Source organism: Paraburkholderia humisilvae, from assembly GCF_902859855.1.
Lineage (GTDB): Bacteria > Pseudomonadota > Gammaproteobacteria > Burkholderiales > Burkholderiaceae > Paraburkholderia > Paraburkholderia humisilvae.
In genome coordinates this window covers 49,004-61,168 of record NZ_CADIKH010000017.1, presented here as the reverse complement: position 1 = coordinate 61,168, position 12,165 = coordinate 49,004, and the positions used below count along the sequence as shown (strand labels likewise).

The following is a 12,165-nucleotide window of genomic DNA, read 5'->3' as shown; positions in this document are numbered from 1 at the left end:
TCTTTTTCTTGACCAGTGCTTATTGATGATGAAGCATCAGCAGGATAGCGCGTTCTTCGGTGCTAAATGAAGCGCATTGGCGAGGCGAACCAATCGTAATTGGTTCAGTTCAGGGTTCGTCGTTAGCGGTTTATCAAGAGATCGATTCATGGCTTTCACGACGCGTCCCGAACTGATCGGCACCTTCGGCATGGCGGCGTCGACGCACTGGCTCGCCACGGCGTCCGCGATGGCGGTGCTCGAAAAGGGCGGCAATGCATTCGATGCGGCAGCGGCGGCAGGCTTCGTGCTGCAAATCGTCGAGCCTCATCTGAACGGGCCGGGCGGCGAGTTGCCGGTGGTCTTCTACAGCGCGCGCGAACGGCGCGTGCGGGTGCTATGCGGGCAAGGCGTGACGCCGGCCACGATGACCATCGAGCGGATGCGCGGCATGGGGCTCGACGTGGTGCCCGGCACCGGCTTGCTGCCCGCGGTTGTGCCGGGCGCGTTCGGCGCATGGATGATGCTGCTGCGTGACTACGGCCAGCTGCCGTTGCAGGACGTGCTCGGCTATGCGATCGGTTACGCGGAGAACGGCTACCCGGTGGTGCCGCGGATGGCGGCATCGATTCTCGCGATTCAGGACTTCTTCAACAGCGAATGGCCGACCTCCGCGCAACAATGGCTGCGCGACGGCGAAGCGCCGCGGGCGAACGCGCTGTTCCGCAATCCGTCGATTGCGGCGACCTACCGGCGCATTCTGGAAGAGGCGGGCACCGGCGAGCGGGCCGCGCAATGCGAGCGCGCGCGTCGCGCATTCTATGCGGGGTTCGTCGCGGAGGCGATCGACCGGTACTTTCATACGACCGCAGTGCTCGATACTTCGGGCCGGCGCAACCACGGCCTGCTGACCGGCGACGATCTCGCGCGCTGGATGCCCGCATACGAGGAGCCGGTGTCGTACGACTACGCGGGGTTCACGGTGCACAAGACCGGCCCATGGGGACAAGGGCCGGTTTTCCTTCAGCAGCTCGCGCTATTGAAAGGCTTCGATCTCGCGGGCCTCGATCCGCTCGGTCCCGACTTCGTGCATACGGTGATCGAGTGCGCGAAGCTCGCGTTCGCGGACCGCGAAGTGTTTTATGGTGATCCGCTGCACGCGGAAGTGCCGCTCGACATCCTGCTCTCCGACACCTACAACGACGCGCGCCGCAAGCTCGTCGACCCCACGCGCGCGTCGCTCGTGTTCCGCCCGGGCGAACTCGGCGACAGCCGGCAGCGCGCGGCCAAGATCGTCGCGAGCGCGGGACGGCAGCAGCCTGGCGGCTGCGGCCAGGGCGAGCCGACCTTCGCGCCGCTGCCGGAGTTGCGCGGCGATACGGTGCATCTGGATATCGTCGATCGTTGGGGCAACATGGTGTCGGCGACGCCGTCGGGTGGCTGGCTGCAGGCGTCGCCGGCTGTGCCCGGCCTGGGCTTCAACGTGACGACGCGCGCGCAGATGTTCTGGATGGAGGACGGCTTGCCATCGTCGCTCGGTCCCGGCCGCCGGCCGCGCACGACGCTGTCGCCGACGCTCGTCACGCACGGCGGCGCGCCGTATGCGGCATTCGGCTCGCCGGGTGGCGACCAGCAGGACCAATGGTCGCTGCAACTGTTCCTGAGGCACGTGCATGCAGGCATGAACCTGCAGGCGGCGATCGACGCGCCATCGTTTCAGACCGCGCATTTTCCGGGGTCGTTCTATCCACGTGCGATGCAGCTCGGCAAGATGTCCGCCGAAGCGCGCTTTCCGGAGCGCACGCTCGATGCATTGCGCGCAAGAGGACACGACCTCACGGTTGCCGAACCGTGGGCGCTGGGGCGTGTCTGCGCGGTGAGCCTGCGCGACGGCCTGATGCGCGGCGCGGCGACGCCGCGTCAGATGCAGGCGTATGCGATCGGCCGCTAGGCGTAGGCGTGCGGTCGTCGGTCGAGGCTGGAGGTCGCGGGAGTGCCGGACACGCATCGCAGATGTCCGCTAAATCGAACATGCGGTACCGGCAGTGCTTTCTGGGGGGGCAGGCTCATGTCTACTGTTGCGGCTCGACTCGAACGCTTACCGTTGTCAGGCTTTCATCGAAAGCTGTTGATCATCGGCGGACTCGGCTATCTGTTCGACGGCCTCGACTCGTCGTCGCTTGCTTTTCTGCTGCCGATCGTCAGCAAGCTATGGCATCTGGGCAGCGCGCAGACCGGGCTTGTCGCGAGCAGCACCTATATCGGCTACTTCTTCGGCGCGTTCCTGTCGGGCGTGACCGCGGATGTAATCGGGCGCCGGCGCATCATGATGAGCGCGCTGTCCATTTACTGCGTCGCGTCGTTCGCGAGCGGCCTCGTCGACAACTGGCACGCGTTCTTCGCGCTGCGGATCATCGCGGGCTTTGGCTCGGGCGCCGAGGCGGTGGTGATCGCGCCGTTTCTTGCGGAGTTCGTGCCGCGCCGCTATCGCGGCCTCTTCTGCGGTGCGCTGGTCGGCTTCATGTCGTTCGGCTATCTGACGTCGTCGGTGCTGGGCTTTACGGTGGTGCGCAATTTCGCGGAAGGCTGGCGCTATGTCGCGATGCTCACCGCGGTGCCGGTCGTGATGCTGCTGTGGTGGAGGAGGTTGCTGCCCGAGTCGCCGCGCTGGCTCGAGAGTCGCGGACGGATGCGTGAAGCCGATCGGATCGTGACGAGCGTCGAGGATGGTTATATCAAGCGTGGCTTGACGCTTGCGCCGGTGCGTTCGATCGTTTATGACGGACCGCTGTTACCGGGGCGCGGCGCACGCGGCGGCGCGCTGCGCAATATCGCCGCGCTATGGTCAACGCAGCTTGCGGGCGTCACCGCGATCAGCTGGGCGATGTGGTTCTCCGTCGCGTTCGCGTACTACTCATTCTTCTCGTGGATTCCAAGTCTGCTCGTCAAGCAGGGTTTGACGATCACGCAAAGCTTCGGCTATTCGATCGCGATCTACGCATCGCAGATTCCCGGCTATTTCTCCGCCGCGTACCTGAACGAACGCCTCGGGCGCAAAGCGGTGGTGTCGTCGTATATGTTGCTTGGTGCGGTGGCGGCGGTTTTTCTTGCGCTGTCGCATAGCGAACTCGCAATCATGGCTGCGGGCATGGGCCTGTCGTTTTTCATGAACGGTGCGTTTGCCGGCGTCTATGCGTACACGCCCGAGATCTTCCCGACCGCGGTGCGCACGACCGGCGTCGGTTCGTCATCGTCGTTCGGGCGGATCGGCTCGGTTAGCGCGCCGATTCTGGTCGGCTTCGTGTATCCGGCATTCGGTTTTATCGGCGTGTTCGGCATGACCACCGCGGTGCTCGTGGTCGGCGCGTCGATTGTGTACTTTCTCGGCATCGAGACGCGGAACCGCTCGCTCGAAGATATCGAACAGCAGGAACTGGCCGCGCGGCCCGACCTGGACGATCTGCGTGGCTCGACGCGGATTCATGGCTGAATGACCTCGACATGCAAACTGAACCCCGCCCGCTCGAACTGAACGACCTGTCACGGCTCGCGCTTGCGCTGCGCGTCGCCCAGCAGCCCGAGGCGATTTTTCGCGAAGTCTACGCGGTCGCTTGCGAATCGCTGGGCTGCAAGCTATTCACGATCATGTCGTTCGACACTGAGCGTTACGAGGTCGAACGCCTGTACACGAACATGCCGACGGTTTATCCGCTAGGCGGGCGCAAGAAGAAGCGCGGCAGCGTGTGGGCCGGGCACACGCTTGAGAACCTGCGGCCGTTTCGGGCGACCGACCCGGACGGCATTCGCGCCGCGTTCGACGATCATGCGGTGATTACCGGTATGGGGCTCGGCTCGATTCTGAATATTCCGGTCGCGTATGACGGGCGCTGCGTCGGGACGATGAACCTGACGCATGTCGAAGGCTGGTACACGCAGGCGCACGAGGCAGCGGGGTTGCTGCTCGCGTCGTTTCTCGCCGCGCCGCTCGCGCTGTATCAACGCCATGCAAAACCCAAAGCGGCGCCGCGGATGATAGCCGGCTGCGCGTGACGCAAGCAGACCCGCACGTGCTGCGCCGTGCGCGGCGGTCCTCAAACGTAGATATCGATTTGTGAATCGGACGGTTTGCTCGTGCCGTTATCGGCCGGACTGGGTGACGCTGGCTGCACCGGCTTGTGACCGCTTGTGTGCCGGGATGCGTGGCTCGTTGTCTGGCCCGCCGTCTGGCCAGACTGGGAATCGGGCCAGAGAACCCCGAACAAGGTCCCTTTCCTGATGTCTTGCGTCGTGACGACGCCATCGTCCGCGCCGGGTTTCGAGCCCTTGTCCTGCAACTGTTTCTTCGCGACCAGCACGTTGCGCAAGTTTTCGAAGTACTGCCGGCCTGCAATTCTCATGATGGCTCCCCGTTGTCGATGTCGGTAATCAAGCGCCTGCGCGTCGCCGAAGCTTCCAGATTGTTTACGACTTCATTAAAGATATCTTTAATCTCCATTTGAGCGGCGGTACGCGGCGAGCCGACCGCCAGCACGAATCGTCACGGGCTGGCAGAATGCGGCTCTTGCAGCGAAGCGAAGTCACTTCGCATCATCTGTCCCCGCACTCGAATTTCCCTACACGTTAAATGCCCGAATCGCGCAGTTCCGGACGTGCGCTCGTTATTGCATCGGTCATGGCATCGACGGCCATGATCGCGATCGAAATGACGATCGTCTCCACCGCCATGCCGCAGATCGCAACGCAGCTAGGCGGACTCAATCTCTATAGCTGGGTCTTTTCATCGTTTCTACTTGCGCAGACCGCGATGACCGTCGTGTTCGGCAAGCTCGCCGATCTGTTCGGACGCAAGCCGGTGATGCTGGTCGGCATCGCGATCTTTCTCGCGGGCTCCGTGCTGGCCGGCTTCGCGTGGTCGATGCCGGCGATGATCGCGTTCCGGCTGATCCAGGGGATCGGCGCTGGTGCGATCCAGCCGGTCGCGATGACGATCGTCGGCGATCTCTATCCGGCGCACGAGCGCGGCAAGGTGCAGGGCTATCTCGCGAGTGTCTGGGCCGTCTCGGCGGTGGTCGGGCCGATGGTCGGCGGTTTGATCATCCGCGACCTGTCATGGGCGTGGATCTTCTGGATGAACGTGCCAATCGGGCTCGCGGCAATGGCGGGGTTTATCGCGTTCCTGCACGAGAAACCGGGGCGTCAGCGTCGGTCGATCGATATCACCGGCGCGGCGCTCTTCACCGTCGCGGTCGCGGCGCTGATGATCGCGCTGACCGACGCGGGCGCCTCCGAAGGCGAACGTGCGCTCTACGCGTGCGCGGTTTGCGCGGTGGCGTCCGTGCTGTTCGTGATGCAGGAGCGGCGCGCGCCCGAGCCGATGATTTCGTTTGCGCTGTGGGGGCGCCGGCCGGTCGCTGCGACCAACGCGTCGACGCTGCTGACCGGCATGGTGCTGATGGGCGTCACGACCTTTCTGCCGATTTACGTGCAAGGCGTGTTGCAACGCTCGCCGGTGGTGGCCGGGATGGCGCTGACAGTGATGATGGTCGGCTGGCCGGTCGGTGCGACGATCTCCGCGCGCCTGTTCCGGCGCTACAACCTGCGCTCGATTCTCGTGGTCGGCAGCGTGTTTATTCCGGCCGGCGGCGCGGTATTCGCACTGATGGGGATGGACAGTGTGCCGGTGATGGCCGCATCCGGTTCGCTGGTGATGGGCTTTGGCATGGGGCTGGCGGCGACGGCCGCGCTGGTGCTGATACAGGAAATCGTCGTGGCCGGTCAGCGCGGCGCGGCGACCGCGTCGAATCTGTTCTCGCGCAATCTGGGCAGCACGCTCGGCGCGACGCTGTTCGGCGCGGTGTTCAACTTCGGGCTGGCGCATGCGAAGAAGATCGGCGCGGTGACGCCGGATCAACTGCGCGCGGCGCTCGATGCGTCCGCGAACAAACTGGGCAGCGCGGATCTGGGGGTGCGGCTCGCGTTGCAGCAGTCGCTGCATCTGACGTTTGCGGTGGTGCTGGTGGTGTCGATCGCGGTACTGCTGCTCGCGATGCTGGTGCCGTCGGTCGCGATTCGCCGTGCGCATGAGGTGCCGACGCCCGTCGCGCATTGAGCCTTACGTTCAGGCATCGCACTTCACGATCTTCGGCGCGAGTTCGCCCACGCACGATAGGAACCGTTTGAGGATCGACACGCCATTTGTCCGGGCGGTCGGCACGTCGTTAGCGAGCAGTCGGCTGACGATGGATGACGCCCTTGGATTGCGCGTGTATGCCGGTATCGGCGTGACGCCACGCGGAATCACGACACGACACGCATATACGCGATAGATCGCAAGATTTTTTTACAAGTGATCCATGGCGACCTGCTAGAAATCGGTCTCGACTGAACTTGACCTTTTTCAAACAGGAGATGTCCATGAAGAACATAAGGATCGCGTCAATCTCGCCAGGACTGTTAAACATAAGGGAGCATCACTACGCACACCGGACGCACTTCAAAATTGTTGACGTGCGATATGGTGAAATCGCGTGGAACGATCATGATGGCAACCTGTTGTTTGCCGATGCACGGCGCACTGTATGAAGAGGCCGGACAATGCCAGTACAGTGCACTTTCAGGCTAAACAACGAGCCGACCTCAACACTCTATTGCTCGGGCTTTGGCGGCATTGCAGCCTATTCAGGGCAAAAGGATGGGCGTGACAATCCGCAGGCTGTTGCTATGGAAAAGATCGGGCCAATCCCGCCGGGAAGATGCTATCTCCTCGACCGGCGTTCCGGGGGCCGTTTAGGATGGTTCTATGATCTGGTTTCGTCCTATGACCCTTTCACGACCGACCGCTCCAGGTGGTTCATGCTCTGGAATGAACGGACAGGTGACTCAACGTTTATCAACGATGTCAAACGAGGTGCGTTTCGTCTGCATCCGGAAGGTCAGCTAAGACTTAGCGAAGGATGTATTACCGTGCAATCCGGTGCCGAGTTTGACAGGCTTGAACGTCATCTGCGCTCTCGGCCACCTGACGTTCCTGTGCCTGGTACGAATGACAAGGCATACGGAATCGTGGACGTGCGATGAAACGGGCAATGCGTATTGGTCTGTTCATCCTGCTGACGTTCGTCATTGGAAGGTCGATCGCGAACGTCTATCTTCAATGGCCCGCACCTATGCCCGATTGGCTTCACGATTCGACCATGTTCGCTATCCGCGTTACCGGTTTGGGACAGGAATACAACCCGGAGGACGCTGAAAACATGGCGACCGTGATCGTTGCCTCGATATCGTGGACACTCACCGGCCTGATGCTGTGGCTGCTGGTCTTCACGGTGCGACGTTTCAGGGACCGTCACACCGAACGATCTTAAGCTTGCATGGACAGCTTGAAGCGGCAGATACCAGCGCGCGTCAATGCGGTCGCGCCGGGCCGGAGGACGCTCACCCATGCAGCGTATCGATGATCGCCTGCGTGATCCCCGGCCGGTCATACGACGCGCGCTGAATCATCCCGACCGTACGCAGCATCGGCGGATTCGCAATCGACAGCACGCGCAGCGACGAATCGTTGCGCCAGTTGCCCCGATGCAGCAGCGGCAGCACCGCGACACCGACGTTTTCGCGCACCAGCGCGACGATCGTCTCGATCGAGTTGAGCTCCAGGTATTCGTTGACGCTCAACCCCGCCTTTTGCAGCGCCTGTTCGACGACGCGCCCAGTCCGCACGCGTCGGTCGAAACGCAGAAAGCCGTGGCTACGCAGAATGCGCTGCGGGTCGTTATCGGCAATCTCGCTGCTGACGACCAGCATCAGCGGCTCGCTGTACAGCGTGGTCCACTTGAGCGTGTCGGGCAGCGTCGCATCCGCGCGCGCAACCACGGCCGCGATGTCGACGTCGCCCGCCTCGACCAATGCCGCAAGCTCATCGGAGCGCGCCGATAGCAGCTTCACGTCGAGTTGCGGGTGCGCGGTCTTCAGATTCGCGACGACCAGCGACAGCGCGCCAATCACCGACACCACCGCGCCGATCGTCAACGGACCGACCATCGAATCCGCCGGGTCGGCGTCAAGCTCGTCGAGCAGATCGAGAATCTGCTCGACCTTCGGCCAGATCTGCTGGCCGTCGCGGCTCAATACGATTTGCCGTCCGCTGCGGTCGAATAATTGCCGGCCGAGCGCCTGTTCGAGCCCGCGCATCTGCAGGCTGACCGCAGCCTGCGTCAGCGCCACTTTCTCGGCTGCCGCCGCGAACGACCCGGTTCGCGCGACCGCCCGAAACGTTTTCAACATCCGCAGCGTAGGCATGGTCTTGCTCAAGAAAAGCTTAAGTATCAGCAAGAAATATTAATATTTTCTGTCGAGTGGCGCACTTCATAATCTGCGTTTCAATCGACGCTTAATAGCGTTCGAGGACGACCAGCACGTAGGGAGTGTCACAGCATGAGCGACACCGAGCGCCGACCGGTACTCGAGGTCAGTGGCTTTTCATTGAAGTTTTCGCGCTCGGCCGCGATGCCGAATCTCGTCGACAACGTGTCGTTTGCCGTCGGCAGCGGCGAAACCCTGTGCATCGTCGGCGAATCGGGCTGCGGCAAAAGCGTTACGTCGCTCGCGCTGATGGGGCTGCTCGCCAGTCCGCCCGCGCAACGCGTGTCGGGCACCGCGGTGTTCGACGGCAAGGACCTCTTTACGCTGACCGAACGCGAACTCGCCGATATTCGCGGCAACCGGTTGTCGATGATCTTTCAGGAGCCGATGACGTCGCTCAACCCCGCGTTTACGGTGGGCGAGCAGATTGGCGAAAGCGTCCGCCGGCATCGCGGCGTCGATCGCGCCGAGGCGCGTGCGCAGGCGCTCGAGATGCTGCGGCTCGTGCGCATTCCGGCGCCGGAAACGCGGCTCGACGCGTACCCGCATCAACTGTCCGGCGGTATGCGCCAGCGCGTGATGATCGCGATGGCCCTCGCGAACCGGCCGCGCCTGCTGATCGCGGACGAACCGACCACCGCGCTCGACGTGACAATTCAGGCGCAGGTGCTCGCGCTGATCCGAAACCTGCAGGCCGAGACCGGTACCGCGATGGTGCTGATCACGCACGACCTCGGTGTCGTCGCGGAGGTCGCGGATCATGTCGCGGTGATGTACGCGGGCCGCATCGTCGAATACGGCACGGTCGCCGATCTGTTCGACGATCCGCAGCATCCGTACACGATCGGACTGATGGGCGCGATTCCGTCGACCGGCAAGCGCGAAGGGTCGCTCGCGACGATTCGCGGCTCGGTGCCGTCTCCTGAACAGATGCCCGATGGCTGCCGCTTTGCGCCACGTTGTCCGTTCGCCGCGCAGCGCTGTATCGACGCGGCGCCGCCCGATCAGCCGATTGCGGGCGTGCATCGCGTCGCGTGCTGGCTCGCACCGGTCGAGCAGTCCGCGCCCGGCGCGGGGCAGTATCAGGCCGCGCCGATGCGCAAGGAGGTTGCATGACAGACAGGTCCGATCCGTCGCACGCTGTCGGTGTCGGCGTACCGCGTGCGCCGATCATCGAAGCGCGCGCGCTGACCAGGCACTTCGGCGGTGCCCGTCATCTGTTCACGCGCACGCCGGTTGTGTACGCGGTCAACGACGTGTCGTTCGCGGTCGAGGCCGGCGAAACCTTCGCGATCGTCGGCGAATCCGGCTGCGGCAAGTCGACGCTCGGCCGGCTGCTGCTGCGGCTGATCGATTCGACGCAAGGCCGCGTGCTGTACCAGGGGCGCGACATCACGCATCTGCATGGCGCGCCGATGCAGCGGCTGCGCCGCGAGATGCAGCTGATCTTCCAGGACCCGTTCGCGTCGTTGAATCCGGGCATGACCGTCGGGCAGATCGTCGGCGAGCCGGTCGCGCTGCACAGGCTCGCGCGCAACGGCGCCGAGCGTCGCGAGCGTGTTGCGCAATTGCTGCGCACGGTCGGGTTGCAGCCGGCTTACGCCGATCGCTATCCGCATGAGTTTTCCGGCGGCCAGCGGCAGCGGATCGGCATTGCGCGCGCGCTGGCGGGCGAACCCAAACTGATTGTCGGCGATGAACCGGTGTCGGCGCTCGACGTATCCGTGCAGGCGCAGGTGATCAACCTGCTCGAGACGCTGAAGCAGGATCTCGGCCTCACGCTGATCATGGTCGCGCACGATCTCGCGGTGATCCGCCATATGAGCGACCGCGTCGCGGTGATGTATCTCGGCGAGATCGTCGAACTCGCCGACGTCGATGCGCTATTCGACACGCCGCTGCATCCGTACACGCAGGCGCTGCTGGGCGCGATTCCGGTCAGCAACCCGCACGAGCGGCGCACGCGAGCGGCGTTGAGCGGCGACCTGCCGAGCCCGACCGCGCCGCCGCCGGGCTGCCGGTTTCATCCGCGTTGCCCTCACGCGAGGCCGCTGTGCTCGCAGGAGCGGCCGGCCAGCGAAACGCTCGCGGACGGACGGCGCGTCGCGTGTCACTTCTGGCGCGAGATCCAGAACGCGGGCGGCGGCGCGCCGCTCGCCGCGCGCGTCAGCACGAAGCTGACCGAGCGCCTCGCGATCTATCGCGAACGCCAGGCCGCGCAGGCGACAAGCGCGGCCGGGTGATGCAGCGCAATCACGCGCCGGTCGCGCAGGAAAAACTGACACCACACCGATTTATTGAACCGGGAAAGAAAGGAAAGACCGCATGCGAAGAATGTTGATTGCCGCGGCGCTCGCGCTGAGCGCGTCCGCCGCGATGGCGCAGACCAGTCAGATCCGGATCGGCCTGCAGGACGACATCGGCTCGCTCGATCCTGCGCGCAGCGTGCAGTTTGTCGACCGCATCGTGTTCGCGTCGTTGTGCAACTCGCTCGTCGACATCACGCCGGATCTGAAAATCGTGCCGATGCTCGCGACCTCGTGGACGACCAGCGCCCATGGCAAGACGCTCACCTTCAAGCTGCGCCAGGGCGTCAAATTCCACGACGGCGAGCCGTTCAACGCGGCGGCCGTGAAGGCGAACATCGAGCGCGACATGACGCTGCCGACCAGCAATCGCAAGAGCGAGCTCGCGTCGATCGATCATGTCGCCGTGGTCGACAACGACACGGTGTCGCTGGTGCTCAAGCAGCCGGACGCTGCGCTGCTCGCGACGCTGTCCGATCGCGCGGGCATGATGCTGTCGCCGAAGACCTTCGCGGACCCGGCGAGCGTCGCGTCGCATCCGGTCTGCTCCGGTCCGTACAAGTTCGTGCAGCGCGTGCAGAACGATCGCGTCGTGCTCGAAAAATTCGACGGCTACTGGAATGCCGCGAAGTATCCGCTGCAGCGCGTGACGTTCCTGCCGATTCCGGATGCGACCGTGCGGCTGGCGAATCTGCGTTCGGGGTCGCTCGATATGCTCGAGCGGGTCGCGCCGTCGGATGTGAGCGCGGTGAAGGGCGACGCGAACCTGCAGCTCGTGTCGATCGCGGGCCTCGGCTTCTATAACATTACGTTCAACCTCAACAACGGCTCGCGGGTGAATCCGGCATTGCGCGACAAGCGTGTGCGCGAAGCATTCGATCTCGCGATCGACCGCGACGCGATCAACCAGGTGGTCGGCGCGGGCATTTTCACGCCGGCCAACCAGGCGCTGCCGAAGTCGAGCCCGTATTTCGACGCGTCGCTGCCGCTCACGCATCGCGACGTGGCGAAGGCGAAGGCGCTGCTGAAGGCGGCTGGCCACGAACATGTCGATATCGAGTTCACGTACCCGAACAACACGGTGTCGGGCCAGATCGTGCAGATGCTGCAGGCGATGGTCGGCGAGGCCGGCTTCAATCTGAAGCTGCGCCCGACCGACTACGCGGCCGAACTGAACGCCGCGCACAACGGCGACTTCCAGGCGATGTACAACGGCTGGTCGGGCCGCGTCGATCCGGACGGCAACCTGCATCAGTTCAACACCTGCGCGGGCAATCTGAACTATGGCAAGTACTGCAATGCGGAAGTCGACAAGCTGCTCGACGCCGCGCGCGTGAAGCTGAACGTCGCGGACCGCAAGGCGCAGTACGACGGCGCCGCGAAAATCCTCGCCGATGAAGATCCGATCCTGTACATCTACGTGCAGCCGTGGCCGTTCGTGCTGTCGAAGAAGGTGCAAGGCTTCACGCCTTATCCGGACGGCCTGATTCGCCTGTCCGGCGTCAGCATCAAGGGCTGA

Annotated in this window: 11 protein-coding genes; 9 read left to right on the top strand and 2 right to left on the bottom strand. The window is 63.8% G+C overall.

Translation table 11 applies throughout. From position 1 onward, the window contains the following. Positions 1-148: 148 nt before the first annotated feature. From HV796_RS19175 to HV796_RS19165, 3 genes are all read left to right on the top strand, one after another. Complete coding sequence (locus HV796_RS19175) at positions 149-1,930, top strand: gamma-glutamyltransferase family protein (RefSeq protein ID WP_175228074.1); 1,782 nt, start codon at positions 149-151, stop codon at positions 1,928-1,930. Between the two features lie 117 nt (positions 1,931-2,047). Continuing rightward, the gene (locus tag HV796_RS19170) at positions 2,048-3,469 is read left to right on the top strand and encodes an MFS transporter (protein WP_175228073.1); all 1,422 of its coding nucleotides are present in this window, start codon (positions 2,048-2,050) and stop codon (positions 3,467-3,469) included. 11 nt (positions 3,470-3,480) lie between these two features. Beyond that, on the top strand, positions 3,481-4,029 hold the full coding sequence (locus tag HV796_RS19165) for a GAF domain-containing protein (RefSeq protein WP_175228072.1): 549 nt from the start codon (positions 3,481-3,483) through the stop codon (positions 4,027-4,029). A gap of 41 nt (positions 4,030-4,070) precedes the next feature. Here the strand turns inward: HV796_RS19165 and HV796_RS19160 are convergent, their stop codons facing one another. After that, positions 4,071-4,376, bottom strand: coding sequence for a hypothetical protein (locus HV796_RS19160; RefSeq protein WP_175228071.1), 306 nt, complete (start codon positions 4,374-4,376; stop codon positions 4,071-4,073). Between the two features lie 227 nt (positions 4,377-4,603). Here HV796_RS19160 and HV796_RS19150 point away from each other — a divergent pair, with 227 nt between their 5' ends. The 3 genes from HV796_RS19150 (at position 4,604) to HV796_RS19140 (ending at position 7,343) form a co-directional block, all read left to right on the top strand. Next, the gene (locus tag HV796_RS19150) at positions 4,604-6,088 is read left to right on the top strand and encodes an MDR family MFS transporter (protein WP_377693182.1); all 1,485 of its coding nucleotides are present in this window, start codon (positions 4,604-4,606) and stop codon (positions 6,086-6,088) included. Positions 6,089-6,573: 485 nt separating this feature from the next. Continuing rightward, positions 6,574-7,056 carry a DUF2778 domain-containing protein gene (locus HV796_RS19145; RefSeq protein WP_175228068.1) on the top strand — a complete coding sequence of 161 codons (483 nt, stop codon included), beginning with the start codon at positions 6,574-6,576 and terminating at the stop codon, positions 7,054-7,056. Between the two features lie 8 nt (positions 7,057-7,064). After that, positions 7,065-7,343: a hypothetical protein gene (locus HV796_RS19140; RefSeq protein ID WP_175228067.1), complete on the top strand. Its 279-nt coding sequence runs from the start codon at positions 7,065-7,067 to the stop codon at positions 7,341-7,343. A 70-nt stretch (positions 7,344-7,413) separates the two neighbouring features. Here the strand turns inward: HV796_RS19140 and HV796_RS19135 are convergent, their stop codons facing one another. Continuing rightward, positions 7,414-8,277: a LysR family transcriptional regulator gene (locus tag HV796_RS19135; RefSeq protein ID WP_175228066.1), complete on the bottom strand. Its 864-nt coding sequence runs from the start codon at positions 8,275-8,277 to the stop codon at positions 7,414-7,416. 135 nt (positions 8,278-8,412) lie between these two features. Between HV796_RS19135 and HV796_RS19130 the strand changes: the two genes are divergently transcribed. From HV796_RS19130 to HV796_RS19120, 3 genes are all read left to right on the top strand, one after another. Next, positions 8,413-9,456, top strand: coding sequence for an ABC transporter ATP-binding protein (locus tag HV796_RS19130; protein WP_175228065.1), 1,044 nt, complete (start codon positions 8,413-8,415; stop codon positions 9,454-9,456). Then, positions 9,453-10,583, top strand: coding sequence for an ABC transporter ATP-binding protein (locus HV796_RS19125; RefSeq protein ID WP_175228064.1), 1,131 nt, complete (start codon positions 9,453-9,455; stop codon positions 10,581-10,583). The genes HV796_RS19130 and HV796_RS19125 overlap by 4 nt, the downstream gene beginning before the upstream one ends. Positions 10,584-10,665: 82 nt before the next feature. Continuing rightward, a complete protein-coding gene (locus HV796_RS19120) occupies positions 10,666-12,165 on the top strand; it encodes an ABC transporter substrate-binding protein (RefSeq protein ID WP_175228063.1) in 1,500 nt (499 codons plus the stop codon).

What these genes read in the sequence shown, in the direction of transcription:
- HV796_RS19175 (WP_175228074.1), top strand. Translation starts at nt 149, where the DNA reads ATGGCTTTCACGACGCGTCCCGAACTGATCGGCACCTTCGGCATGGCG.
- HV796_RS19170 (WP_175228073.1), top strand. Translation starts at nt 2,048, where the DNA reads ATGTCTACTGTTGCGGCTCGACTCGAACGCTTACCGTTGTCAGGCTTT.
- HV796_RS19165 (WP_175228072.1), top strand. Translation starts at nt 3,481, where the DNA reads ATGCAAACTGAACCCCGCCCGCTCGAACTGAACGACCTGTCACGGCTC.
- HV796_RS19160 (WP_175228071.1), bottom strand. Translation starts at nt 4,376, where the DNA reads ATGAGAATTGCAGGCCGGCAGTACTTCGAAAACTTGCGCAACGTGCTG.
- HV796_RS19150 (WP_377693182.1), top strand. Translation starts at nt 4,604, where the DNA reads ATGCCCGAATCGCGCAGTTCCGGACGTGCGCTCGTTATTGCATCGGTC.
- HV796_RS19145 (WP_175228068.1), top strand. Translation starts at nt 6,574, where the DNA reads ATGCCAGTACAGTGCACTTTCAGGCTAAACAACGAGCCGACCTCAACA.
- HV796_RS19140 (WP_175228067.1), top strand. Translation starts at nt 7,065, where the DNA reads ATGCGTATTGGTCTGTTCATCCTGCTGACGTTCGTCATTGGAAGGTCG.
- HV796_RS19135 (WP_175228066.1), bottom strand. Translation starts at nt 8,277, where the DNA reads ATGCCTACGCTGCGGATGTTGAAAACGTTTCGGGCGGTCGCGCGAACC.
- HV796_RS19130 (WP_175228065.1), top strand. Translation starts at nt 8,413, where the DNA reads ATGAGCGACACCGAGCGCCGACCGGTACTCGAGGTCAGTGGCTTTTCA.
- HV796_RS19125 (WP_175228064.1), top strand. Translation starts at nt 9,453, where the DNA reads ATGACAGACAGGTCCGATCCGTCGCACGCTGTCGGTGTCGGCGTACCG.
- HV796_RS19120 (WP_175228063.1), top strand. Translation starts at nt 10,666, where the DNA reads ATGCGAAGAATGTTGATTGCCGCGGCGCTCGCGCTGAGCGCGTCCGCC.